The sequence below is a fragment of the Streptomyces sp. NPDC057424 genome (genome assembly GCF_042803315.1).
Classification (GTDB): Bacteria; Actinomycetota; Actinomycetes; order Streptomycetales; family Streptomycetaceae; genus Streptomyces.
The window spans coordinates 45,332-70,072 of the sequence record NZ_JBHVCP010000043.1 but is presented as its reverse complement, the minus strand read 5'-3'; the positions used below and the strand labels follow the sequence as shown (position 1 = coordinate 70,072).

Annotated in this window: 23 protein-coding genes and 2 pseudogenes; 20 read left to right on the top strand and 5 right to left on the bottom strand. The window is 72.0% G+C overall.

What is annotated here, in order from left to right:
* The first annotated feature begins 215 nt into the window (after positions 1–215).
* The 10 genes and pseudogenes from hrcA to ACFU3E_RS28220 all read left to right on the top strand — a co-directional run bounded on the left by hrcA (position 216) and on the right by ACFU3E_RS28220 (position 10,862).
* Complete coding sequence (gene hrcA, locus ACFU3E_RS28265; RefSeq protein ID WP_033306349.1) at positions 216–1,232, top strand: heat-inducible transcriptional repressor HrcA; 1,017 nt, start codon at positions 216–218, stop codon at positions 1,230–1,232.
* Positions 1,232–2,368 carry a molecular chaperone DnaJ gene (gene dnaJ / locus ACFU3E_RS28260; protein WP_142164010.1) on the top strand — a complete coding sequence of 379 codons (1,137 nt, stop codon included), beginning with the start codon at positions 1,232–1,234 and terminating at the stop codon, positions 2,366–2,368. The genes hrcA and dnaJ overlap by 1 nt, the downstream gene beginning before the upstream one ends.
* A gap of 145 nt (positions 2,369–2,513) precedes the next feature.
* Positions 2,514–3,587 (top strand): nitronate monooxygenase, encoded by a 1,074-nt coding sequence (locus tag ACFU3E_RS28255; protein WP_384164087.1) that lies wholly within the window; start codon positions 2,514–2,516, stop codon positions 3,585–3,587.
* Positions 3,584–4,324, top strand: coding sequence for a 16S rRNA (uracil(1498)-N(3))-methyltransferase (locus ACFU3E_RS28250; RefSeq protein WP_384164084.1), 741 nt, complete (start codon positions 3,584–3,586; stop codon positions 4,322–4,324). The genes ACFU3E_RS28255 and ACFU3E_RS28250 overlap by 4 nt, the downstream gene beginning before the upstream one ends.
* A gap of 249 nt (positions 4,325–4,573) precedes the next feature.
* Positions 4,574–4,657 (top strand): annotated as a pseudogene (locus ACFU3E_RS28245) (VOC family protein); the annotation flags it as partial.
* A 49-nt stretch (positions 4,658–4,706) separates the two neighbouring features.
* Positions 4,707–5,252, top strand: coding sequence for a hypothetical protein (locus ACFU3E_RS28240; RefSeq protein WP_384164081.1), 546 nt, complete (start codon positions 4,707–4,709; stop codon positions 5,250–5,252).
* A gap of 90 nt (positions 5,253–5,342) precedes the next feature.
* A complete protein-coding gene (locus ACFU3E_RS28235; RefSeq protein WP_384164094.1) occupies positions 5,343–8,492 on the top strand; it encodes a S41 family peptidase in 3,150 nt (1,049 codons plus the stop codon).
* Between the two features lie 88 nt (positions 8,493–8,580).
* On the top strand, positions 8,581–8,934 hold the full coding sequence (locus ACFU3E_RS28230) for a histidine triad nucleotide-binding protein (RefSeq protein ID WP_384164078.1): 354 nt from the start codon (positions 8,581–8,583) through the stop codon (positions 8,932–8,934).
* Between the two features lie 6 nt (positions 8,935–8,940).
* Positions 8,941–9,849 carry a ribonuclease Z gene (locus ACFU3E_RS28225; protein ID WP_384164076.1) on the top strand — a complete coding sequence of 303 codons (909 nt, stop codon included), beginning with the start codon at positions 8,941–8,943 and terminating at the stop codon, positions 9,847–9,849.
* 20 nt (positions 9,850–9,869) lie between these two features.
* Positions 9,870–10,862, top strand: a complete 993-nt coding sequence (locus ACFU3E_RS28220; RefSeq protein ID WP_384164073.1) for an adenosine deaminase — start codon at positions 9,870–9,872, stop codon at positions 10,860–10,862.
* Between the two features lie 11 nt (positions 10,863–10,873).
* On the opposite strand, the gene ACFU3E_RS28215 is transcribed toward ACFU3E_RS28220, so the two are convergent.
* Positions 10,874–12,187, bottom strand: a complete 1,314-nt coding sequence (locus tag ACFU3E_RS28215; RefSeq protein WP_384164070.1) for an MFS transporter — start codon at positions 12,185–12,187, stop codon at positions 10,874–10,876.
* A 421-nt stretch (positions 12,188–12,608) separates the two neighbouring features.
* Between ACFU3E_RS28215 and ACFU3E_RS28210 the strand changes: the two genes are divergently transcribed.
* The 8 genes from ACFU3E_RS28210 to ACFU3E_RS28175 all read left to right on the top strand — a co-directional run bounded on the left by ACFU3E_RS28210 (position 12,609) and on the right by ACFU3E_RS28175 (position 19,764).
* Complete coding sequence (locus ACFU3E_RS28210; protein ID WP_384164067.1) at positions 12,609–13,898, top strand: glucarate dehydratase family protein; 1,290 nt, start codon at positions 12,609–12,611, stop codon at positions 13,896–13,898.
* A 138-nt stretch (positions 13,899–14,036) separates the two neighbouring features.
* Positions 14,037–15,173 (top strand): carbohydrate kinase family protein, encoded by a 1,137-nt coding sequence (locus tag ACFU3E_RS28205; RefSeq protein WP_384164064.1) that lies wholly within the window; start codon positions 14,037–14,039, stop codon positions 15,171–15,173.
* Between the two features lie 221 nt (positions 15,174–15,394).
* Positions 15,395–16,462 (top strand): PhoH family protein, encoded by a 1,068-nt coding sequence (locus tag ACFU3E_RS28200; protein WP_384164062.1) that lies wholly within the window; start codon positions 15,395–15,397, stop codon positions 16,460–16,462.
* 14 nt (positions 16,463–16,476) lie between these two features.
* A complete protein-coding gene (ybeY, locus tag ACFU3E_RS28195; protein WP_248500566.1) occupies positions 16,477–16,974 on the top strand; it encodes an rRNA maturation RNase YbeY in 498 nt (165 codons plus the stop codon).
* 8 nt (positions 16,975–16,982) lie between these two features.
* On the top strand, positions 16,983–18,278 hold the full coding sequence (locus ACFU3E_RS28190; protein WP_384164057.1) for a hemolysin family protein: 1,296 nt from the start codon (positions 16,983–16,985) through the stop codon (positions 18,276–18,278).
* A complete protein-coding gene (locus ACFU3E_RS28185) occupies positions 18,275–18,634 on the top strand; it encodes an MmcQ/YjbR family DNA-binding protein (protein WP_384164054.1) in 360 nt (119 codons plus the stop codon). The genes ACFU3E_RS28190 and ACFU3E_RS28185 overlap by 4 nt, the downstream gene beginning before the upstream one ends.
* A 20-nt stretch (positions 18,635–18,654) precedes the next feature.
* Positions 18,655–19,008 carry a cytidine deaminase gene (locus tag ACFU3E_RS28180; RefSeq protein ID WP_384164051.1) on the top strand — a complete coding sequence of 118 codons (354 nt, stop codon included), beginning with the start codon at positions 18,655–18,657 and terminating at the stop codon, positions 19,006–19,008.
* A 279-nt stretch (positions 19,009–19,287) separates the two neighbouring features.
* A complete protein-coding gene (locus tag ACFU3E_RS28175; RefSeq protein ID WP_384164048.1) occupies positions 19,288–19,764 on the top strand; it encodes a hypothetical protein in 477 nt (158 codons plus the stop codon).
* A 26-nt stretch (positions 19,765–19,790) separates the two neighbouring features.
* Here ACFU3E_RS28175 and ACFU3E_RS28170 read toward each other — a convergent pair whose 3' ends face one another.
* Positions 19,791–20,129, bottom strand: a complete 339-nt coding sequence (locus ACFU3E_RS28170; protein WP_384164046.1) for a P-II family nitrogen regulator — start codon at positions 20,127–20,129, stop codon at positions 19,791–19,793.
* Complete coding sequence (locus tag ACFU3E_RS28165) at positions 20,126–21,436, bottom strand: ammonium transporter (RefSeq protein ID WP_384164043.1); 1,311 nt, start codon at positions 21,434–21,436, stop codon at positions 20,126–20,128. The genes ACFU3E_RS28170 and ACFU3E_RS28165 overlap by 4 nt, the downstream gene beginning before the upstream one ends.
* 160 nt (positions 21,437–21,596) lie before the next feature.
* Between ACFU3E_RS28165 and era the strand changes: the two genes are divergently transcribed.
* A complete protein-coding gene (era, locus tag ACFU3E_RS28160) occupies positions 21,597–22,559 on the top strand; it encodes a GTPase Era (protein WP_384164040.1) in 963 nt (320 codons plus the stop codon).
* Positions 22,560–22,573: 14 nt separating this feature from the next.
* Here the strand turns inward: era and ACFU3E_RS28155 are convergent, their stop codons facing one another.
* Entirely contained in the window at positions 22,574–23,020 is a 447-nt protein-coding gene (locus ACFU3E_RS28155; protein WP_384164037.1) for an ATP-binding protein, read from the bottom strand.
* 152 nt (positions 23,021–23,172) lie between these two features.
* On the opposite strand from ACFU3E_RS28155, the pseudogene ACFU3E_RS28150 reads away from it, so the two are divergent.
* A pseudogene (locus ACFU3E_RS28150) lies at positions 23,173–23,424 on the top strand (SAM-dependent methyltransferase); the annotation flags it as partial.
* Here ACFU3E_RS28150 and ACFU3E_RS28145 read toward each other — a convergent pair.
* The gene (locus ACFU3E_RS28145) at positions 23,414–24,739 is read right to left on the bottom strand and encodes a GH1 family beta-glucosidase (RefSeq protein ID WP_384164034.1); all 1,326 of its coding nucleotides are present in this window, start codon (positions 24,737–24,739) and stop codon (positions 23,414–23,416) included. The pseudogene ACFU3E_RS28150 and the gene ACFU3E_RS28145 sit on opposite strands and share 11 nt — an antisense overlap.
* Between the last annotated feature and the right edge of the window lie 2 nt (positions 24,740–24,741).

The window sequence follows — 24,741 nt, the reverse complement described above, 5'->3', positions numbered from 1 at the left end:
GCGGCCACGCGCTCCCATCCGAGGTCTTCCCAAGTCACCGTCATACGGCGACGCTAGCGGTGCGCCCCGCTCGGGGCACGGCACCGCACGACCAGCCTTGCCGGGGGTGTACCCCACCGCCGTACACTGGGCCGGGGAATGCTGGCACTCGCACGCGCAGAGTGCCAGGCTCGACAGGCAGGACAACGGGCGGACGACTTCTGGAGGTGTGCGCGATGCTCAGTGAACGCAGGCTTCAGGTGCTGCGCGCCATCGTCCAGGACTACGTCGGCACCGAGGAGCCGGTGGGCTCCAAGGCCCTCACCGAGCGGCACAGCCTCGGCGTCTCCCCGGCCACCGTCCGCAACGACATGGCGGCCCTCGAGGACGAGGGGTACATCGCCCAGCCGCACACCAGCGCCGGGCGCATCCCCACCGACAAGGGCTACCGGCTGTTCGTCGACAAGCTCGCCGGCGTCAAGCCGATGACCGCGCCCGAGCGGCGGGCGATCCAGAACTTCCTCGAGGGTGCCGTCGACCTCGACGACGTCGTGGCGCGCACGGTACGGCTGCTCGCGCAGCTCACGCGCCAGGTCGCCGTCGTGCAGTACCCGTCGCTGACCCGGTCCACCGTGCGGCATGTGGAGTTGCTCTCCCTGGCGCCCGCGCGGGTGATGCTCGTGCTGATCACGGACACCGGACGGGTCGAGCAGCGGGTGGTCGACTGCCCGGCGCCGTTCGGTGACGCCTCGCTCGCGGATCTTCGCGCGCGGCTCAACAGCCGCGTGGCGAACCGCCGTTTCGCGGATGTGCCGAGTCTGGTGGAGGATCTCCCGGAGGCGTTCGAGCACGAGGACCGGGGTACGGTTTCCACGGTGCTCTCCACACTCCTGGAGACGCTCGTCGAGGAGAACGAGGAGCGGCTGATGATCGGCGGCACCGCCAATCTGACCCGCTTCGGGCATGACTTCCCTCTCACGATCCGGCCGGTGCTGGAGGCGCTTGAGGAGCAGGTCGTGCTCCTCAAGCTGCTCGGCGAGGCGAAGGATCCGGGCGTGACCGTACGGATCGGTCACGAGAACGCCCACGAAGGACTCAACTCCACGTCCGTCGTGTCGGTCGGCTACGGTTCGGGCGGCGAGGCAGTCGCCAAGCTCGGCGTGGTCGGACCGACCCGCATGGACTACCCGGGAACGATGGGAGCGGTACGCGCAGTGGCACGGTACGTCGGACAGATCCTGGCGGAGTCGTAGTGGCCACGGACTACTACGCCGTACTCGGCGTGCGCCGCGACGCGTCGCAGGAAGAGATCAAGAAGGCCTTCCGGCGGCTCGCCCGCGAGCTGCACCCGGACGTCAACCCCGATCCGAAGACCCAGGAGCGGTTCAAGGAGATCAACGCCGCTTACGAGGTGCTGTCGGACCCGCAGAAGAAGCAGGTCTACGACCTCGGCGGCGACCCGCTCTCGCAGGCCGGTGGCGGCGGCGCGGGCGGCTTCGGAGCCGGCGGCTTCGGGAACTTCTCGGACATCATGGACGCGTTCTTCGGCACGGCGTCGCAGCGTGGACCGCGCTCGCGCACCCGCCGCGGCCAGGACGCGATGATCCGCATCGAGGTCGAGCTCGACGAGGCGGCCTTCGGCACGACGAAGGACATCCAGGTCGACACGGCCGTCGTCTGCAACACCTGCAGCGGTGAGGGCGCGGCCCCGGGCACCTCCGCCCAGACGTGTGACATGTGCCGCGGCCGCGGTGAGGTCTCGCAGGTCACCCGGTCCTTCCTGGGCCAGGTCATGACGTCCCGCCCGTGCCCGCAGTGCCAGGGCTTCGGCACGGTCGTCCCGACGCCGTGCCCCGAGTGCGCGGGCGACGGCCGGGTGCGCTCCCGCCGCACGCTCACGGTCAAGATCCCGGCCGGTGTCGACAACGGCACCCGGATCCAGCTCGCCGGCGAGGGCGAGGTCGGCCCCGGCGGCGGTCCGGCCGGTGACCTCTACGTCGAGATCCACGAGCTGCCGCACAGCACGTTCCAGCGCCGCGGTGACGACCTGCACTGCACGGTGACGATCCCCATGACGGCGGCGTCCCTCGGCACGAAGGTGCCGCTGGAGACGCTCGACGGCATGGAGGAGGTCGACATCCGCCCGGGCACCCAGTCCGGCCAGTCGATCCCCCTGCACGGCCGGGGCGTCACGCACCTGCGCGGCGGCGGACGCGGTGACCTCATCGTCCACGTCGAGGTCCAGACCCCGACCAAGCTCGACCCCGAGCAGGAACGCCTGCTCCGCGAGCTCTCCAAGCTGCGCGGCGAGGAGCGCCCCACGGGCCAGTTCCAGCCGGGGCAGCAGGGGCTGTTCTCGCGGTTGAAGGACGCCTTCAACGGGCGCTGACGCGGGTGGCCGGACTGCGGCCGGGGGGCCGGGGGGTGTCGGTTGGAGGGCGCTCCGGCGGGCGGTGAGACCGGGCGTGCTTCTGGTCTATGCCAGTCGGCAGGCCGGTTTCGGGGTTGTTCGGAGGACGTGACAACATGCGGTCATGTCCTCCGCACTGACCGATCTCTTCCCCCACCCGATCGTGCAGGCCCCCATGGCGGGCGGCGTCTCCGTGCCGCAGCTCGCCGCTGCCGTGTGCGAAGCGGGCGGGCTCGGGTTCCTCGCCGCCGGGTACAAGACCGCCGACGGGATGTACCAGGAGATCAAGCAGCTCCGGAGCCTCACCGGCCGGCCCTTCGGCGTCAACGTCTTCATGCCGCAGCCGGAGTACGCCGATCCCGCCGCCGTTGACGTCTACGCCCACCAGCTGGCCGGCGAGGCCACCTGGTACGAGGCGGAGCTCGGCGATCCGGACAGCGGACGCGACGACGGCTTCGAGGCCAAGCTCGTGGTGCTGCGCGACAACCCCGTGCCGGTGGTGTCGTTCCACTTCGGCGTCCCGAGCCGTGAGGTCGTCGACGCCCTGCACCGCGTCGGCACCTTCGTCCTGGCCGCCGCGACCACCCCCGATGAGGCCAGGTCCGTCGAGCGGGCGGGTGCGGACGGCGTCATCGCCCAGGGCGTCGAGGCCGGCGGCCACCAGGGCACCCACCGGGACGTCCCCGAGACGGACGGTTCCGGCATCGGGCTGCTGTCGCTGATCGCCCAGGTGCGCGAGGCGGTGAGCATCCCGATCGTCGCCGCCGGCGGCATCATGCGCGGCGGCCAGATCGCCGGGGTCCTCGCGGCGGGCGCGAGCGCGGCCCAGCTGGGCACCGCGTTCCTCGCCACGCACGAGTCCGGTGCGAACGCCCTGCACAAGCAGGCGCTGACCAACCCCCTCTTCGTCCGCACGGAGTTGACCCGGGCGTTCTCCGGTCGTCCGGCACGCGGCCTCGTCAACCGTTTCCTGCGCGAGCACGGCCCCTACGCGCCCGCCGCCTACCCCGAGATCCACCACCTCACCTCGCCGCTGCGCAAGGCCGCCGCCAAGGCCGGTGACGCGCAGGGCATGGCGCTGTGGGCCGGGCAGGGGCACCGGATGGCGCGGGAACTGCCCGCCGGGCAGCTCGTCGAGGTGCTGGCCGGGGAGCTGGCCGCCGCCCGGGCTTCGCTGACGGGCGGTGGCGTGCTGTGACCGCGCCGGTGTTCGTGGTCGAGCACTTCGACGCGGACGGCGGCGGCCGGTACGTCCTCGACGGTCCCGAGGGGCGGCACGCCGTCTCCGTGAAGCGCCTGCGGGCCGGTGAGGACGTCGTCCTCACGGACGGGGCCGGGCGCTGGGCGGACTGCGTCGTGCTCGACACGGAAGGCAAGGACCGGCTGATCCTCCAGCTGGACTCGGTGCATGAGGAGCCTTTCGAGCAGCCCCGGGTCACCGTCGTCCAGGCGCTGCCCAAGGGCGACCGGGGGGAGCTCGCCGTCGAGACGATGACCGAGGTCGGCGTCGACGCCGTCGTGCCGTGGGCGGCGGCGCGCTGCATCACACAGTGGAGGGGCGACCGCGGGGCGAAGGCGCTGGGCAAGTGGCGCGCTACGGCCCGGGAGGCCGGCAAGCAGTCACGCCGGGTGCGCTTCCCGGAGGTCGCGGAGGCGGCGACGACCCGGCAGGTCGCCTCCCTGCTGGCCGGGGCGGAGTTCGCCGCCGTGCTGCACGAGAGCGGGGACACGCCGCTGGCGACGGCCGACCTGCCGGCCACCGGCGAGATCGTGCTGGTCGTGGGGCCCGAGGGGGGCGTGGCGCCGGAGGAGTTGGCGCTGTTCGAGGACGCAGGGGCCGGGGCGTACCGCCTCGGGAGCAGTGTGCTGCGCACATCGACCGCCGGGACGGCCGCCGCAGCCGTACTCCTGGCACGCACCGGACGCTGGTCCTGACCGTTCCTAGGGACTGAGCGGGAGTGAGCCCTGTTGCCGGAACTCATGCTCGGCCGGACGCTCCGGACGCTCCGGACGCTCCGGACGGTGTTGGACGTTCTGGTTGCCCGCGTTCGCTCCGCGTCCGGCGCCGACGGATCGTGTCCGTGGTCCGGGGACGCGGGGGCGGGTTTCCTCACGTCCAGGAACACGCCGATCGGCCTGGACGGTCCGATGCCCCACGGCATCACTCCGGTGCGGTGGGGGCGGACGGACCGTATGCGGGTGGCTCATCTCAAGGACCCCGAGGGCAACGTGGTGCAGCTCCAGGAGTGGTTGCTGCTGCGCGGCTGACGCCTTTGCGCCCTACCGCGCGGGCCCCGTCAGTGGCAGGCTCCCCTCCATGGGGGCTTCGAGGAGGAACCGGCTGGGGCCGCGCGGCCGGCGGGTGGCGGTCGCGGCGACGTTCGCCGTGCTGGCGGTGGGCGGCGCCGTCGCCTGCGAGCCCGGCAGCGTCAGCGCCGCGTCCGTCGCGTACACCACCGACGAGGCCGTGACGGAGGAGCTCAACCGGCAGAAGGCGGGGGTGCGTTGGCTCACGTGCACCGCCTCCTACGGCGAGAACGCCGGGACGGCGTCACCCTCCGCGCGTGAGCGGACCGTCGCGACCGTCGACTGCCAGGGCGAGACCGACGACGGCAAGGAGATCACCGTCCACGGCAAGGTCACCCACGCGGTGGACGGTGCGTGCGTGCGCGGGAACATCACCGCCAAGGTGGACGGCAAGGTGTGGTTCGAGGTCGACGGACTCGGCGACTGCGACTCCACCAGCCCGCCTCCCGTCGGCGGGCCCCCGAACGGGCAGCCCGGGCCGACCGTCACCGTGACCGTCACCCAGACCATCTGGTGCGAGCGGTACCCGGACTGCCGCCCCGTCGAGGGCAAGTGATCCGAACCCTGTCCGTGCGGCGCCGTCCCTGCATAGGGTGATCAGGTGACATCGCCTGCTTACCTCCGGTTCCCCCATGTGCACGGTGACCTGGTCGCCTTCACCGCCGAGGACGACGTGTGGCTCGCTCCACTCGACGGCGGCCGGGCCTGGCGGGTCAGCGCCGACAACATGCCGGTGACCCAGCCCCGCATCTCGCCCGACGGCACCACCGTCGCCTGGACCTCCACGAGAGACGGCGCCCCCGAGGTGCTCATCGCCCCGGTCGACGGCGGTCCCGCCAAGCGGCTGACGTACTGGGGAAGTCTCAAGACCCAGGTGCGTGGCTGGACCCCGGACGGCGAGGTCCTGGCGATCAGCACCCAGGGCCAGGCGAGCCTGCGCCGCACCTGGGCGCGTGCCGTCCCGCTGGACGGCGGCCCGGCCACCACCCTGCCGTACGGGCCCGTGGGCGACGTCGCACACGGGCCGCACACCGTGCTGCTGTCCGCGCCGATGGGGCGCGAGGCCGCCTGGTGGAAGCGGTACCGGGGCGGTACGGCGGGCAAGTTGTGGATCGACCCCGAGGACAACGGGGAGTTCGTGCGGCTGCACGAGGAGCTCGACGGCAACATCGAATACCCGCTGTGGGTGGGAGACCGGATCGCCTTCCTCTCCGACCACGAGGGCACCGGCGCGCTCTACTCCTCCCTCGCCGACGGGTCCGACCTGCGCCGGCACACACCCGTCGACGGCTTCTACGCCCGGCACGCCGCGACCGACGGCACCCGTGTCGTCTACTCCAGCGCCGGTGAACTGTGGGTGCTGGACGACCTGGAGGGGGCCGAGCCGCGGCGGCTGGACGTGCGGCTGGGCGGGCAGCGCGCCGACCTTCAGCCGTTCCCGGTGAACGCCTCCCGGTGGTTCGGGTCGGCGTCCCCGGACCACACCGCACGCGGCAGCGCGGTCGCCGTACGCGGCTCAGTGCACTGGGTCACCCACCGCTCCGGCCCGGCCCGCGCCCTGGCCGCCACGCCCGGGGTACGGGCCCGGCTGCCGCGGACGTTCCGCGCGGACGGCGAGGAGTGGGTGGTGTGGGTGACGGACGCCGCGGGCGACGACGCCCTGGAGTTCGCGCCCGCCACCGGACTCGCCCCGGGGGCGACACCCCGCCGGCTCGCCGCCGGGCAGCTCGGCCGGGTGCTGGATCTCGCCATGGCGCCCGACGGCAGCCGTGCCGCCGTGTCCTGTCACGACGGGCGCCTGCTGCTGGTGGAGCGGGAGACGGGCGAGGTGCGGGAGGTCGACCGCAGCGCGGACGGCGATGTGTCCGGCCTCGTCTTCTCGCCCGACTCGTCCTGGCTGGCCTGGTCCCACCCCGGCCCCCGGCCGTTGTGCCAGCTGAAGCTCGCCAACACCACCGACCTCTCGGTCACCGAGGCCACCCCGCTGCGCTTCCAGGACTACGCGCCCGCCTTCACGATGGACGGCAAACACCTCGCGTTCCTGTCGACCCGCTCCTTCGACCCGGTCTACGACGAGCACGTCTTCGACCTGGCCTTCGTGGTGGGCGCCCGGCCGCATCTGATCACCCTCGCGGCCACCACGCCCTCCCCGTTCGGGCCGCAGCGGCACGGCCGGTCCTTCGAGACGCCCGACCGGGAGGAGACCCCCGACAGCGAGGGCACCCCCACCACCCGCATCGACCTCGAAGGCCTCGCCGACCGCATCGTGCCCTTCCCGGTCGAGGCCGCCCGCTACACCAACCTGCGCGCCGCCAAGGACGGCGTCCTGTGGCTGCGCCACCCGGTCACCGGTGTGCTCGGCGCGTCCCGGGCCACCCCCGACGACCCCGAACCCAAGTCCGAGCTGGAGCGCTACGACCTCGCCCAGCAGCGCGTCGAGCATCTCGCCGTCGACGCCGACCACTTCGCGGTCAGCGGTGACGGCAAGCGGGTGCTGCTGTGGACCGACGGGCGGCTGAAGGTCGTCCCCAGCGACCGGCGCGCCTCGGGCGACGACGACAGCGACACCAACATCACCGTCGACCTGGGCCGCGTACGCCAGTTCGTCGACCCGGCGGCCGAGTGGCGCCAGATGTTCGACGAGAACGGCCGCATCATGCGGGACCACTTCTGGCGGCCCGACATGAGCGGCGTCGACTGGGACGGCGTCCTCGACCGCTACCGTCCGGTCGTGGAGCGGCTCGCCACCCACGACGACCTGGTCGACCTGCTCTGGGAGGTCCAGGGCGAGCTCGGCACCTCGCACGCCTACGTCACCCCGCGCGGCGGGCACGGCGGCGGCCCCCGCCAGGGCCTGCTCGGCGCCGACATCTCCCGCCACGAGGACGGCAGTTGGCGAGTCGACCGCATTCTGCCCTCCGAGACCTCCGACCCGGACGCCCGCAGCCCGCTGGCCGCCCCCGGCGTCGCGGTACGCCCCGGCGACGCCATCGTCGCGATCGCCGGACAGCCCGTCGACCCGGTCGCCGGGCCCGGCCCGCTGCTGATCGGCACGGCGAACAAGCCGGTGGAGCTGACCATCTCCCCGTCCGGCGGCGGCGACCCCCGGCACGCCGTCGTCGTCCCGGTCGCCGACGAGGAACCCCTGCGCTACCACGCCTGGGTCGCCGACCGCCGCGCCTACGTCCACGAGAGGTCCGGCGGCCGCCTCGGCTACCTCCACGTCCCCGACATGCAGGCGCCCGGCTGGGCCCAGATCCACCGCGACCTGCGCGTCGAGGTGGCCCGCGAGGGCCTGGTCGTCGACGTCCGCGAGAACCGGGGCGGCCACACCTCCCAGCTGGTCGTGGAGAAGCTCGCCCGCCGCATCGTCGGCTGGGCCGTCCCGCGCGGCATGCGCCCCTACAGCTACCCGGAGGACGCCCCGCGCGGCCCCGTCGTGGCCGTCGCCAACGAGTTCTCCGGCTCCGACGGCGACATCGTCAACGCGGCCGTCAAGGCACTCGGCCTCGGCCCGGTCGTCGGCACCCGCACCTGGGGCGGCGTCATCGGCATCGACAGCCGCTACCGCCTGGTCGACGGCACCCTCGTGACCCAGCCCAAGTACGCCTTCTGGCTGGAGGGGTACGAGTGGGGCGTGGAGAACCACGGGGTGGACCCGGATGTGGAGGTCCTGCAGCGCCCGCAGGACTACGCGGCGGGCAGGGACACGCAGCTGGACGAGGCGATCCGGCTGGCGTTGGAGGCGTTGGAGACCAGTCCGGCCAAGACGCCCCCGGCTGTGCCGACCTCTTGAGGGGCGCGGGACCAGCCACAACGCACCCGCACCCGACGACGATACGATGCCCGGGTCCGACACGGATCGGCCGACCCCCGGAGGGAAAATGGCAGGGGAGCCCCAGGAAGACTGCTTGTTCTGCAAGATCGTCGCAGGCACCATCCCGGCGACCATCGTCCGCGAGACAGAGACGACCATCGCGTTCCGCGACATCAACCCGCAGGCCCCCACCCACGTCCTGGTCATCCCCAAGGCGCACTACAGGAACGCCGCCGCCCTCGCCGCCGCCGACCCGGCCCTCACCGCCGACGTGCTGCGCGAGGCCCAGGCCGTCGCCGACGAGGAGAAGCTCGAGAGCTTCCGCCTCGTCTTCAACACCGGCAGCGGTGCGGGCCAGACGGTCTGGCACGTGCACGCCCACGTGCTCGGCGGCCGCGGCCTCGACTGGCCCCCGGGGTAATCCGCCTTGTCCGTACGTGAACTCGTGGTCCTCGGCACCGCCAGCCAGGTCCCGACCCGGCACCGCAACCACAACGGCTACCTGCTGCGCTGGGACGGCGAGGGCATCCTGTTCGACCCCGGCGAGGGCACGCAGCGCCAGATGCTGCGTGCCGGGGTCGCCGCGCACGACCTGAACCGGATCTGCGTCACGCACTTCCACGGTGACCACTCCCTGGGCCTCGCCGGCGTGATCCAGCGCATCAATCTCGACCGGGTCCCGCACCAGATCACTGCCCACTACCCCCGCTCCGGGCAGCGCTTCTTCGACCGGCTCCGGTACGCCACCGCCTACCGCGAGACCGTCGGCATCACCGAGGCCCCGGTCGACGCCGACGGGCCCCTCGCCCGCACCGGCGGCTACACGCTTCAGGCCCGGAAGCTGTCGCACCCGGTGGAGTCGTACGGGTACCGGATCGTCGAGCCCGACGGCCGCCGCATGCTGCCCGAGCTGCTCGCCGCGCACGGCATCAAGGGGCCGGACGTCGGCCGCATCCAGCGCGAGGGAGCACTCGGCGGGATTTCCCTGGAGGATGTCAGCGAGGTGCGCCGCGGGCAGCGGTTCGCGTTCGTCATGGACACCCGGCTGTGCGACGGCGTGTACGCACTCGCCGAGGGCTGCGACATGCTCGTCATCGAGTCGACGTTCCTCGACGAGGACGAGGAACTCGCCGTCGAGCACGGGCACCTGACGGCCGTTCAGGCCGCGCGGGTGGCCCGGGACGGCGGGGTGCGGCACCTCGTGCTGACCCACTTCAGCCAGCGCTACACCGACCGTGGGGGAGAGTTCGAGCGGCAGGCACGGGCCGCCGGGTACGACGGTGAGCTGACCGTCGCCCACGATCTACTGAGAGTGCCGGTTCCGAAGCGTCGGTGAAACGGTCGTACGATGAATTGATGTCCCTCCCCAAAGCCGAACTGCACCTTCACATCGAAGGCACCCTGGAACCGGAACTCGCCTTCGAACTCGCCGCGCGCAACGGCGTCACGCTGCCGTACGCCGACACGGACGAGCTGCGCGAGGCCTACCGCTTCGAGGACCTGCAGTCCTTCCTGAACCTGTACTACGAGCTCATGGCCGTCCTGCGCACCGAGCGGGACTTCGAGGACCTGGCGAACGCCTATCTCGCCCGGGCCGCCGCGCAGGGCGTGCGGCACGCGGAGATCTTCTTCGACCCACAGGCCCATACCGGCCGCGGGCTGGAGATCGGCACGGTCGTCGAGGGGCTGTGGCGGGCGCTGGGGAGCAGCCAGGCGAACCACGGCGTCTCGACCCGGCTCATCCTGTGCTTCCTGCGCGACGAGTCCGCCGAGTCGGCCCTGGCCACGCTGGACGCCGCCAAGCCCTACCTGGACCGGATCACCGGCGTCGGCCTCGACTCCGCCGAGGTCGGGCACCCGCCGGTGAAGTTCCGCGAGGTCTACGAGGCCGCCGCCGCCCTCGGACTGCGGCGGGTCGCGCACGCCGGTGAGGAAGGCCCGCCGGAGTACATCACCGAGGCGCTGGACGTCCTCGGCGTCGAACGCGTCGACCACGGGCTGCGCTGCGTGGAGGACCCCGCGCTGGTGGAGCGGCTGGTGCGCGACCGGGTGCCGCTGACGCTGTGCCCGCTGTCCAACGTCCGGCTGCGCACGGTCGACACCCTCGCCGACCACCCGCTGCCCGCCATGCTGGACGCCGGCCTGATGTGCACGGTCAACTCCGACGACCCGGCCTACTTCGGCGGATACGCCGGCGACAACTTCGACGCCGTGCGCGCCACCCTCGGCCTCACCGGCGAGCGGCTGCGGGAGCTCGCCCGCAACTCCTTCCTGGCCTCCTTCCTGGAGGACGACGAGGAGCTGCGGGCGCGGTACCTGGCCGAGGTGGAGGCGTACGCCTTCGGGTAGTCCCGGGCAGGTCAGAAGGCCTCCGACCCCGCCTTGCCGTAGGCGCGCCGGGCGGGGACCGCGGCGGCCTCCACGGGGATCTCCACCACCGGCTGCTCCGGGGCGCCGATCTCGGGGACCGCGCCGGTGGGGGTGCCGGTGGCGGCGGCGACCAGGGCGGCCGGGTGGCCGCCGCGGCGGCGGATCGCGCCGGGCAGCAGTGGGCGTCCGCCGGTGTGCAGGGCGACGGCGGTCATCGGCAGGGCGATCACCAGCAGTCCGGCGCCGAGCACCGCGCCCATGACCGGGAACCCGGCCTGCGCCGACAGCACGCTGCCGGTCAGCGGCCCGGCGGCCGTGCCCAGCGAGGAGGCCGAGCCGACCAGCACCGCCCAGCGGCCGCGCGGGTCGAGCGACGCGGCGAGCCCGATGAGGTACGACAGCACCACCGGGTAGAGCGTGTTCCAGGCGATCTCGCCGGCCGCGAAGCTCCCCAGGCCGGTCGCGGAGGCGCTGAGCACGATGCAGACGGCGATGAGGACCGTGCCGCCGCCGATGGGCACGGCACGTCCGAGGCGGGCTCCGAGGGCGCCCGCCGCGAGGACCCCGGTCAGTCCGGCGCCGAGTCCGAGGGCGAAGACAATACCGACGGTGGCCTCGCCGAGGTGCGCCTGCTCCAGGCCTATGCGTCCGCTCACGCCCCACAGGGAGTTCTGGGCGAGCGACCAGCACACCATGGCGGCGGCCAGCACCAGCCCCGAACGGGCGTGCGGCAGCCGGGCCTTGTGCGGCCGGGTGGGCGCGACGGGCGTGCCGAGGGGGAGGCGGCCGGTGAGCGGCCAGACGGCCAGGGCCGTGAGGGCGATCGCGGCCAGGGGCAGTCCGTGCCCCGGGCCGAGGTGCGGCACCGTCAGATACACGGCGCCCGCGAGGGCGGAGACGGTGAGCAGTCCGGCCGTGGAGGCCCGGTGCGGATCCTTCTGCCCGGCGATGAGGGTCGCGGCGACGGTGGTGGCCGTGCCGGAGCCGAACCCGCCGACGATCGCGCCGGCGATGACGGCGGGGACGGCGGTGGTCAGGGCGGCACCGCCGTAGCCGAGCAGGGCCAGGGCGAGGCCGAGCCGGGCCAGGGTGCGGGCTCCGACCCGCTCGACCCGGGAGGCCAGGACGAATCCGGCGGCGGCCGAACTCAGCAGCAGGGCGCTGCCGACGGCACCGGCCTGCGTGGCGGAGAGCGGAAGGTCCGAGTCGAGTCTGCCGACGGTCGTGGGCAGCAGATACGGAGCGAGGTACCCGGCCGTGAAAAGGGCGACGAGGGGCCAGGGAGTGGTGCGGGGGGCGAACACGGGCGTTCCCAGGGCATGCGAAAGGAGCGGGGGAAAAGGGGGGATGGGGCGACGACCGTCGACGGACAGGAACGCGCGAGCAATTTGTATCAAGCACGTAGTCGGACACGGGAGTCCGGGGCCTGTGATCTGGAGCACGTTGTGTTTGGGGTGGGGGAGCCCGGGTAAACGAGCGCCTTTCGTTGGTCGTCGACGACGCTTTCGCCAACGCCGGCGCATCGATCCGGCCCCGTCGGAACGGTCGTCTCGGCTTTCGCCCGGATCTCACGCATCACGGCGGTTGACGTTCACATCCTCAGTCATCATTCTCGTATGTAGATGACGTCTGTATGGGGAGCTGGCCGCGCTGGATCGACGGTGGCCGCGCAGCGACACCTCGCCACCGTCCTCGCCGCCGGACCGACCTCGTAGGAGCCGCTTCGTGAACCTCGCCATCGCCGACGTCCGCCTGACGCCGATCCTGGTCGCGGACCCGCCGCTGCTGAACACCCAGGGCGTGCACCAGCCCTACACGCCCCGGCTGATCGTCGAGGTCGTCACGGCCGACGGCATCACCGGCGTGGGGGAGACCTACGGCGATGCCAAGTACCTGGAGCTGGCCCGGCCCTTCGCCGAGCGGCTGAAGGGGCGCCAGGTCAGCGATCTGAACGGCCTGTTCGCGGTCGCCGACCAAGTCGCGGTCGACGCCTCCCGCGTGGAGAACGCCGTCGACGTGGGTGGGCTGCGCGGCGTCCAGACCGCCGGCAAGCTGCGGCTGTCCGTCGTCTCCGGCTTCGAGGTCGCCTGCCTCGACGCCCTCGGAAAAGCGCTCGGACTGCCCGTGCACGCACTGCTCGGCGGCAAGGTGCGCGACGCCGTCGAGTACAGCGCCTATCTGTTCTACAAGTGGGCCGGCCACCCCGAGGGCCTCCCGGCCGAGAAGGACGACTGGGGCGCCGCCGTCGACCCGGCGGGAGTGGTGGAGCAGGCCCGCCGCTTCACCGAGCGCTACGGCTTCACGTCCTTCAAGCTCAAGGGCGGCGTCTTCCCGCCCGACGAGGAGATCGCGGCCGTGCGGGCGCTCGCCGAGGCCTTCCCGGGGCACCCGCTGCGGCTCGACCCGAACGGCGCCTGGTCCGTGGAGACGTCCGTCAAGGTCGCCCAGGAGCTCGAGGACGTCCTGGAGTACCTGGAGGACCCGGCGCTCGGCACGCCCGCCATGGCCGAGGTCGCCGAGCGCACCGGGGTGCCGCTCGCCACCAACATGTGCGTGACGACCTTCGCCGAGATCAAGGAGGCGTTCACCCGGGGCGCCGTGCAGGTCGTGCTCTCCGACCACCACTACTGGGGCGGCCTGCGCAACACCCAGCAACTCGCCGCCGTCTGCCGCGCCTTCGGCGTCGGCGTGTCCATGCACTCCAACACCCACCTGGGCATCTCGCTCGCCGCGATGACCCACGTGGCGGCCACGGTCCCCGACCTCCATCACGCCTGCGACTCCCACTACCCCTGGCAGTCCGAGGACGTCCTCACCGAGCGGCTCACCTTCGAGGGCGGCAAGGTCGCCGTGTCCGACGCTCCCGGCCTCGGCGTGGAGCTCGACCGCGAGCGGCTGGCCGCACTGCACCAGCGGTGGCTGGATGACGACGGCGGTCTGCGGGACCGTGACGACGCGGCGGCGATGCGGACCGCCGACCCGGACTGGGTGACCCCCGCGATGCCCCGCTGGTAAGGCCCGCTCCAGCCGGGGCGGCGGCGCGCGAGGGCCCGGCGTAGGCTGACGGGACGGGTGGGTCCGGCGTGATCGGCGTCACGTTGTCGGTGACGTGGTGCAGACTGGCCTGATCCGCACCACGTCAGGGAGCGCATCGTGATCGCGTCCACCGCCCCGGCCGGAAAGGGCCCGGCCGGAAAGGGATCGCACCGCCAGAGTCAGGTCGATCCCCTCGCCCCGCTGCGCACACCGGACGACCCGCCCTGGGACGTCTATCTCACCGGCACCGTCTTCCTGGACATCATCTTCACCGGCCTCGACTCCGCCCCGGTGCGCGGCACGGAGTCCTGGGCGCGCGGGATGGGGTCCAGCCCCGGTGGCGTGGCCAACATGGCGACGGCCCTGGCCCGCCTCGGCCTGCGCACGTCGCTCGCGGCGGCCTTCGGCGACGACCACTACGGCGACTACTGCTGGGACGCCCTGGAACACGGCGAGGGCATCGACCTCTCCCCGTCACGCACGGTGCCCGGCTGGCACTCCCCGGTGACCGTCTCCATGGCCTACGAGGGGGAGCGCACGATGGTCTCGCACGGCCACCAGCCGCCCCCCGAGGAGCCCGCGCCGCAATGCCCTTCCCGCGCGCGGGCCGCCGTCGCCTCCCTCGCGCCCGGCGTGAGCGCGCCCTGGATCGCCCAGGCCGCGAGCAACGGCACCCGGGTCTTCGGCGACGTCGGCTGGGACGACACAGGGGCATGGGACCTGGCGGCGCTGCCCGACCTGCGGCACTGCGAGGCGTTCCTGCCCAACGCGGAGGAGGCGATGCGGTACACGGGCACGGACTGCCCCCGGGCCGCCGCGCACGCCCTGACCGCGTACGTGCCGGTCGCGGTGGTCACCCTCGGCGCCGACGGGGCGTATGCGGTGGACCGTCGCACCGGGGAGACGGCGGAGGTGCCGGCGATCGAGGTCGAGGCGCTCGACCCGACGGGAGCCGGGGACGTGTTCGTCGCCGGGTTCGTGGCCGGGACGCTGGCGGACTGGCCGCTGGCGGACCGGCTGGCCCTCGCCGGGCTGACGGCGGCGCTGTCGGTGCAGGAGTTCGGGGGGTCGTTGTCGGCGCCGGGGTGGTCGGAGATCGCGGCGTGGTGGCGGGAGGTGCAGTCCGTCGAACGGCAGTCGGCGGTGGCGCTGGGGAGGTACGGGTTTCTGGCGGACCTGGTGTCGGAGGAGTTGGTGAGGCCCTGGCCGTTGCGGCGGGCTGTTCCGACGATCGGGTTCCGGCGCTCGGCGTGATCGGGCCGTACCAGGGTGCGCCCGGCCCCCTGGAGTCCGGACCTGTGCCCACCCGCCGCCCGGCACGGTCGGCCAGGAGGGCCCGCTCTCCCCGGATTCCAACCCCGCCCCCCAAAAACCCTACGGCGTTGTCACTCCCCCGTCGTACCCTGGGAATCGCGAGGCCGCCCTCAGCTACGCGGCCGTGAAGAGGAGGAACCGCAGGCCTTCAGCGCCGGCCCATGACTCAGACACCCACAGCTCACACCCCCGCGCAGGAGCAGGCGAGAGCGCAGTTCACCGTCCCCGCCCAGCACCCCATGGTGACCGTGCTGGGGTCCGGCGACTCCCTCCTGCGCGTGATCGAGAAGGCCTTCCCGGCGGCCGACATCCATGTCCGGGGCAACGAGATCAGCGCGATCGGCGACCCGAACGACCTCGCCCTCATTTCGCGCGTGTTCGACGAGATGATGCTGGTGCTCCGCACCGGGCAGCCGATGACGGAGGACGCAGTGGAACGCTCGATCGCCATGCTCAAGGCGAGCGACAACGGCGAGAGCGACGGCCAGGAGACCCCGGCCGAGGTGCTCACGCAGAACATCCTGTCCTCACGTGGCCGCACCATCCGCCCCAAGACGCTCAACCAGAAGCGCTACGTCGACGCGATCGACAAGCACACGATCGTCTTCGGCATCGGCCCCGCGGGCACCGGCAAGACGTACCTGGCGATGGCCAAGGCCGTGCAGGCCCTGCAGTCCAAGCAGGTCAACCGCATCATCCTGACCCGCCCCGCGGTCGAGGCCGGAGAGCGTCTCGGCTTCCTCCCGGGCACGCTCTACGAGAAGATCGACCCGTACCTGCGCCCGCTGTACGACGCGCTGCACGACATGCTCGACCCGGACTCGATCCCGCGGCTGATGGCGGCTGGCACCATCGAGGTCGCACCGCTGGCGTACATGCGGGGCCGTACGCTCAATGACGCCTTCATCATCCTGGACGAGGCCCAGAACACGAGCCCCGAGCAGATGAAGATGTTCCTCACCCGCCTCGGCTTCGAGTCGAAGATCGTGATCACGGGTGACGTGACCCAGGTCGACCTGCCGGACGGGACGAAGAGCGGTCTGCGGCAGATTCAGGACATCCTGGACGGCGTGGAGGACGTCCACTTCTCGCGGCTGTCGTCCCAGGACGTCGTCCGGCACAAGCTGGTGGGCCGTATCGTCGACGCGTACGAGAAGTACGACACCACGCACGGCACCCAGAACGGCGCGCACAAGAGCCGCGGCAAGTCCGGGCACAAGGGGAAGTAGACACACACAGCACCATGTCGATCGACGTCAACAACGAGTCCGGCACCGAGGTCGACGAGCAGGCGATCCTCGACATCGCCCGCTACGCGCTCGCTCGGATGCGCATCCACCCGCTTTCCGAGCTCTCGGTGATCGTCGTGGACGCCGACGCCATGGAGCAGCTCCACATCCAGTGGATGGACCTCCCCGGTCCGACGGATGTCATGTCCTTCCCCATGGACGAGCTGCGCCCGCCGTCCAAGGACGACGACGAGCCGCCGCAGGGGCTGCTCGGCGACATCGTGCTGTGTCCCGAAGTAGCCACCAAGCAGGGGGCCGAGGCCGACACGCAGCACTCCATGGACGAGGAGCTCCAGCTGCTCACCGTCCACGGCGTGCTGCACCTGCTGGGCTACGACCACGAGGAACCGGACGAGAAGGCCGAGATGTTCGGCCTCCAGGCGGCCATCGTGGACGGCTGGCGCTCGGAGCGGGGCCTGACCGGCCCGTCCCCGGCGCCGACGGTCTCGTAGCGCCGCCGATGAGTCCGCAACTCGTCCTGGGCGCCATCGCCCTGGTGGTCGTGGCCTGGCTCGCCGCCTGCGCGGAGGCGGGCCTCGCGCGCGTCTCCAGCTTCCGCGCCGAGGAGGCCGTGCGCTCCGGCCGCCGCGGCAGCGCCAAGCTCTCCCAGGTCGCCGCCGACCCGACCCGCTACCTCAACGTGGCGCTGCTGGTCCGCGTCGCCTGCGAGATGGCCGCCGCCGCGCTGATCACCTACGGCTGCCTGCAGCAGTTCGACGGCACCACCGAGGCCCTCCTGGTCGCCATCGCGGTCATGGTCCTGGTGTCGTACGTCGCCGTCGGCGTCTCCCCGCGCACCATCGGCCGCCAGCACCCGCTGAACACCGCGACGGTGTCGGCGTACATCCTGGTGCCGCTGGCGCGGGTCATGGGCCCGATCCCGTCGCTGCTGATCCTCATCGGCAACGCGCTCACGCCCGGCAAGGGCTTCCGTCGCGGCCCCTTCGCCTCCGAGGCGGAACTGCGCGCCCTGGTCGACCTCGCCGAGAAGGAGTCCCTCATCGAGGACGAGGAGCGCCGCATGGTGCACTCGGTCTTCGAGCTGGGCGACACCCTCGTCCGCGAGGTCATGGTCCCGCGCACGGATCTGGTGGTGATCGAGCGCTTCAAGACCATCCGCCAGGCCCTCACCCTCGCCCTGCGCTCCGGTTTCTCGCGCATTCCCGTGACCGGGGAGAGCGAGGACGACATCGTCGGCATCGTGTATCTGAAGGACCTGGCCCGCAAGACGCACATCAGCCGCGACGCCGAGTCCGAGCAGGTGTCCACGGCCATGCGCCCGGCGTTCTTCGTGCCCGACACCAAGAACGCCGGTGACCTGCTGCGCGAGATGCAGAAGGAGCGCAACCACGTCGCCGTCGTCATCGACGAGTACGGCGGCACGGCCGGCATCGTCACCATCGAGGACATCCTCGAGGAGATCGTCGGCGAGATCACCGACGAGTACGACCGCGAACTGCCGCCGGTCGAGGAGCTCGGCCACGACCGCTTCCGCGTCACGGCCCGCCTCGACATCGGCGACCTGGGCGAGCTGTACGGCCTGGAGGAGTTCGACGACGAGGACGTCGAGACGGTCGGCGGCCTGCTGGCCAAGGCGCTGGGCCGCGTCCCCATCGCGGGTGCCTCGTCCGTCGTGGACCTGCCCGACGGCCGGGAACTGCGCCTGACGGCGGAGGCCGCGGCCGGCCGCCGGAACAAGATCGTGACGGTGCTGGCGGAGCCGGCGGGCCCGCCCGGGGAGGAGAAGCCGGAATGACCCCGCAGGAACTGCGCGCGTTCTGCCTGTCCTTCAACGCGGCGGTGGAGGACTTCCCGTTCAGCCCGGAGATCTCGGTCTTCAAGGTGCGGGGCAAGCTGTTCGCCCTGTCGCACCTGGACGCGCGCCCCCTGAAGGTCAACCTCAAGTGCGACCCGGACGAGGCGGTCCGCCTCCGCGGCGAGCACGAGGACCTCATCGTCCCCGGCTGGCACATGAACAAGCGTCACTGGAACACGGTCACCGTCGACGGCGACCTCCCGGACCAGCTGGTCCGGGAGCTCGTCGAGGACTCGTACGACCTGGTCGTCGCGGGCCTGCCCCGGGCGGACCGCCTCCGCCTCGACCGCCCCTGACGCCTGCGTATGCTCGGATCATGACCGACAGCAGCGCGCTCGACCCCGAGGACCGCAAGATCGTCACCCTGGCCCGTTCCGCGCGGGCCCGCAACGGCGTGCCCGAGGGCGCGGCCGTACGGGACGAGACCGGACGCACCTATGTCGCGGGCACCGTGGCCCTCGACTCCCTGAAGCTCAGTGCCCTGCGGACGGCGGTGGCGATGGCGGTGGCCTCGGGCGCGCGGTCGCTGGAGGCGGCGGCGGTCGTGACCGAGGCGGAGACCGCGTCCGCGGAGGACCGGGCGGCGGTACGGGACCTCGGCGGCGCGCAGACGCCGGTGCTGGTGGCGGGGTTCGACGGGGTCGTTCGGCTGACGGTCCCGGCCGGCTGAGGCCCTGGGGATCTGGCCCCGGGCCCCATCGGTCCGAGCGGCCTCGTCCTCGGGCGCCGGACGGGCTGGTTGTCGCCGGCCGGCCCGCCCCGCGGTCCCGGCTGGCCGAACTTCGCTGTAACCGCCGGTAATTAGGCCAGTTTTCAACCTTGCCGCGCCCTGCCTCACGCGCATCAATGGAACCGTAAGTTCCGACGGACCGTCAGGTTCGGCTCTCGCGCAGCGTGCCCGCACTCACCTGCCGAGCGGTCCCCCCACACGAAAGGGAGCCGGAATCCCATGAGATGCAAGCGAATCGGAGCAGGTGCGGCACTGGCGGCCGGGGCCCTCGCGGTCACCGGGCTCGCCTTCGCCCCCGCGGCCCTTGCCGTCACCCCCCAGGCAGCGACGATCAGCGCGGACTGCGGTGCCTTCGGCAGCGGCGAGGCCACGCTCACGGCCACGCAGGACGGCACCGCCGCCACCCTCACCGTCAAGTCCTCCGCGATCACGGCGCCCATCGCGCTGGGAGAGGACTCGATCTCGTCCACCCTCACCCTGGTGAAGAGCGGCGGCGGCACCGTCGACTTCGCCGGCACGGAGAACCCGGCGATGGCCGCCGGCGCCCCCGTCGAGGTCGGCCCCCTCAGCGGCACCGTGGCCTCCGGCGACAGCCTGGAGGCCTTCGGCGGCTCGCTGAGGATGACCGTCTTCGGCATCACCATCACCTGCACGGCGAGCGGGCCGCAGTCACCGGGCCCGTTCGTGTTCGACTGAGAACGAAGAGCGACGCGGCCCCGGTGTCAGAGCGCGTCGGGGCCGCGCTCGCCCGTCCGCACCCGCACGACCGTGTCGACGGGCACCGCCCACACCTTGCCGTCGCCGATCTTGCCGGTGTGCGCGGCCTTCACGACCGCGTCGATGACGGCGTCGGCGTCCGCGTCCTCGACGACGACCTCGATACGGACCTTGGGCACCAGGTCGACCTGGTACTCGGCGCCGCGGTACACCTCGGTGTGGCCGCGCTGCCGGCCGTAGCCACTGGCCTCGCTGACGGTCAGGCCGTGCACGCCGAGTTCCTGCAGGGCGTTCTTGACCTCGTCGAGGCGGTACGGCTTGACGATCGCGGTGATGAGCTTCATGCCTGGGGGGTGACCTTCTGGGCGGGGGAGACGACGGAGGAGGAGACCGGGGCGCCGTGGCCCAGGACCCCGTGATCGTAGGCCGTCTCGGCGTGCACCGTAAGGTCCAGGCCGGTCTGCTCCTGCTCCTCGCTCGCGCGCAGCCCCATCGTGGCGTCGATCAGCCTGCCGATGCCGTACGTCACGCCGAACGCGTACACCGCCACCACGATGACGGCCACCAGCTGCTTGCCGAGCTGACCGAGGCCGCCGCCGTAGAGGAGGCCCTCGGCGCCGCCCGTCATCGACTCGACGGCGAAGACGCCGATGAGGAGCGTGCCGATGACACCGCCGACCAGGTGGACGCCGACGACGTCCAGGGAGTCGTCGTAGTTCAGCTTGAACTTCCAGCTCACGGCGTACGAGCAGACGGTGCCGGCGGCGAGGCCGATGACCAGCGCGCCGAGCAGGGAGACGGACCCGCAGGACGGGGTGATGGCGACCAGGCCCGCGACCGCGCCGGACGCGGCGCCCAGGGTCGTGGGGTGGCCGTCGCGCTTCTGCTCCACGAAGAGCCAGCCGAGCAGGCCGGTGCAGCCCGCGGCGAGGGTGTTGAGGAACGCGGCGGCCGCGAGACCGTTGGCGCCGAGCGCGGAGCCGGCGTTGAAGCCGAACCAGCCGAACCAGAGCAGACCGGCGCCCAGCATGACCATGGGCAGGTTGTGCGGCCGCATGGCGTCCTTCTTGAAGCCCAGCCGCGGGCCCAGGACCAGGCACAACGCCAGCCCCGACGCACCGGAGACGATCTCCACGGGCAGCCCGCCGGCGAAGTCCAGGGCGCCCAGCCGCTCCAGGATCCAGCCGCCCGGGCCCCACACCCAGTGCGCGACCGGAACGTATACGAGCAGCGCCCACACCGGCACGAAGACCAGCCAGGCCCCGAACTTCGCCCGGTCGGCGACCGCGCCGCTGACCAGCGCGGCCGTGATGATCGCGAAGGTGAGCTGGAAGGTGGCGAACAGAACCGTGGGGACCGTGCCCTGGACGCTGTCCGGGCCGAGGCCGCTCATGCCGACGTGGTCGAGCCCTCCGATGAGTCCCCCCGCCGCGTCCTCTCCGAAGACCAGGGAGTAGCCGGCCACCAGCCACACCACCGTCACCAGGGCGATCGACACGAAGCTCATCATCAGCATGTTGAGCACGCTCTTCGTGCGGACCATGCCGCCGTAGAACAGGGCCAGGCCCGGGGTCATCAGCAGGACGAGGGCGGTGGCGGCGAGCAGCCAGGCGGTGTCACCGGTGTCGGCGGTTGCGGCGGCCAGAGGCACGGTGTCTCCAACGGGTGGGGGCTCCGGGGGCTCGTCAGAGGTTCACCGGCCTGCGTTACCGGTCGCGTACGGGTATGTTTCCGAGACGTTTCGTTGCGTAAGGGTTTCGAGAAGCTCACGAGAGACGTCCGGTGCGGGGCGGCTCCGGGGATCAGGGAGAATGGGCGGCATGAGCGTTCGTACCCAGTCATCCGAAGAGCCGGCCGGAGCTGTCCACAGGGCCGGCTTCGCCTGCTTCGTGGGCCGTCCCAACGCGGGCAAGTCCACCCTCACGAATGCTCTGGTCGGCCAGAAGGTGGCGATCACGGCGAACCAGCCGCAGACGACGCGGCACACCGTTCGGGGCATCGTGCACCGCCCGGACGCCCAGCTGATCCTGGTCGACACCCCTGGGCTGCACAAGCCGCGCACGCTGCTGGGCGAGCGGCTCAACGACATCGTGCGCACGACGTGGGCCGAGGTCGACGTGATCGGCTTCTGCCTGCCGGCGAACGAGAAGCTCGGCCCCGGCGACCGCTTCATCGCGAAGGAACTGGCGTCCATCAAGAAGACGCCGAAGATCGCGATCGTCACGAAGACCGACCTCGTGGACAGCAAGACGCTGGCCGAGCAGCTCATCGCGATCGACCAGCTCGGCAAGGAACTCGGCTTCGAGTGGGCGGAGATCGTCCCGGTGTCGGCGGTCGGTGACCAGCAGGTGGGCCTGCTGGCCGACCTGATCGTCCCCCTGCTGCCCGAGGGCCCGGCGCTCTACCCCGAGGGCGACCTGACCGACGAGCCCGAGCAGGTCATGATCGCGGAGCTGATCCGCGAGGCCGCGCTGGAGGGCGTCCGCGACGAGCTGCCGCACTCCATCGCGGTCGTCGTCGAGGAGATGCTCCCCCGCGAGGACCGCCCCGCCGACAAGCCCCTCCTCGACATCCACGCCTTCGTCTACATCGAGCGCCCCAGCCAGAAGGGCATCATCATCGGCCCCAAGGGCAAGCGCCTGAAGGAGGTCGGCATCAAGTCCCGCAAGCAGATCGAGGCGTTGCTGGGCACTCCGGTCTTCCTGGACCTGCACGTCAAGGTGGCGAAGGACTGGCAGCGGGATCCGCGGCAGTTGCGCAAGCTGGGGTTCTGAGGTCCGTCGCCGCGCTATAACGCCGTCCCGAGGCTCGCCCACACCGCGTTGCCGCCCGTGAGGGCCGAGCGGGTGATGCCCCAGCTGTCGGCTATCTCCCGGACGAGCAGCAGGCCGCGGCCGCCCTCGTCGTCGGGGCCGGGCCGACGCTCGGGGATGCCGCGGCCCGTGAGGTCACCGTCGTGGACCTCCAGCCGGAAGCGCGCGTCCGTCATCAGCTGGACACCGCACAGGATCCGTTCGCTGAGCGTGTGCAGCACGGCGTTGGTCACCAGCTCGGACACGAGCAGCACGGCGTTCGCGCACACCTCTTCGGGCACCTGCCACGAGGCCAGCCGGGTGTGCATGGCATGACGGGCGACTCCGGCACTGGTCCGCTGCGGCGGCAGCTCCATCCAGTCGGTGCGGTCCGGGCGCACCGCGTCCAGGAATCGCGGGGTGGATGTCGTGTGGGGGGACACGGCGATCGCCTTCCGTGGGGGGTGGGCGCAGTCAAGGAAGGGGCGAGCGGGCAAGGGGCCGGGCGGTGGGGGGAGTTGGTGCTTCCGGCACCCTGTTCACACAAGTAACTATGCTCGCAGAGCAGTTCACGCTGCAACCATCTCCCCGATGCGCCCTGGCGCTGAGCCACTGCACGCCCGACTTCGACCCGTCGACGTGGCAGAAGGTCACCGACATCTACTCCTCGGCCGGCACGCCGGTGCGGTTCCGCTCGCAGCAGGAGGTCGCCCGCTTCTTCGACGGCCTGGACCTGCTGGAGCCGGGCGTCACCGTGGGCCACCGCTGGCGGCCCGGCCCCGCCGGGGGTGATGCCCCGACGGATGCCGAGGTCAGCCTGTGGACCGGGGTCGGCATCAAGCCGTAGGCTCCTGCGCCCTCAGCAACTCCCGATACCAGTGGTACGACGCCTTCGGGGTCCGCTCCAGGGTGCCGAAGTCGACGTGGACCAGGCCGAAGCGGCGTGCGTAGCCCTCCGCCCACTCGAAGTTGTCGAGCAGGGACCACACGAAGTAGCCGCGTACGTCGACCCCCGCCTCCACCGCCCGGTGCAGGGCCCGGACATGGCCGTCCAGGTAGGCGATGCGGTCCTGGTCGTCGACGCCCGGGTACGAGCAGCCGTTCTCGGTGATGACGACGGGCGGGAGCCGGTCACCGTAGCGGTCGCGGAAGGCGGTGAGGAGTTCGGTGAGGCCCTCGGGGACGACCGGCCAGCCGAAGTCCGTGACCGGGTGGCCCTCGATCTCCCGGACGGAGAAGGGCAGTTCGGCGGGCATGGTGACGCCGCCGAACTCGATCTCCGCGCCCTGCGGGGCGCCCACCCTGGTGGGTGCGTAGTAGTTGATCCCGTACCAGTCGAGCGGCTCGGCGATCACCTTCAGGTCGGCCTCGACGTCCCCGGGCATCAGCTCGCCGATGCCGTCCGGGTACCGGCCCAGCAGCAGCGGGTCCGCGAACAGGCGGTTCAGCAGCAGGTCGTAGAACTCCGCCGCCTCCACGTCGGCCGCCTCGGTCGACGCCGCCCAGGTCGGGCCGTGCGAGTTGGCGATGCCGATGTCGGCGGCGCCCGAGGCGCGCAGGGCCCGTACGGCCAGGCCGTGGGCCAGCAGTTGGTGGTGGGCGACCGGCAGCGCGTCGAACAGCAGCTTCCCGCCCGGTGCGTGCACGCCCAGGGCGTGGCCCAGCAGGGTGTGCTCGGCGGGCTCGTTCAGGGTGATCCACTTCGTCACGCGGTCGCCGAGGCGGCCTGCGACCAGCGACACGTGCTCGGCGAATCGCTCGGCCGTGTCCCGCTCCAGCCAGTCCAGGTCCGCGGGCAGGTCCCAGTGGAACAGTGTCGGCACCGGGCGGACGCCGGCCGCGCACAGGTCGTCCACCAGCCGGTCGTAGAAGTCCAGGCCCTTTTTCCCGGAGCGCAGCCGCGGCCAGGAGAGCGAGAAGCGGTAGGCGTCCACGCCCAGGCCGGCCAGGAGGGCCACGTCCTCGCGGTGGCGGTGGACGTGGTCGCAGGCCACCGCCGCCGTCGAGCCGTCCTTCACTCGTCCCGGCTCCGCCGTGAAGGCGTCCCACACGGACGGCTCGCGCTCGTCCGCGGCGCCCTCGATCTGGTGCGCCGAGGTGGACACGCCCCAGAGGAAGCCGGCCGGGAAGCGGGGGATCGGATTGCCTGCGTCAGTCGCCATGC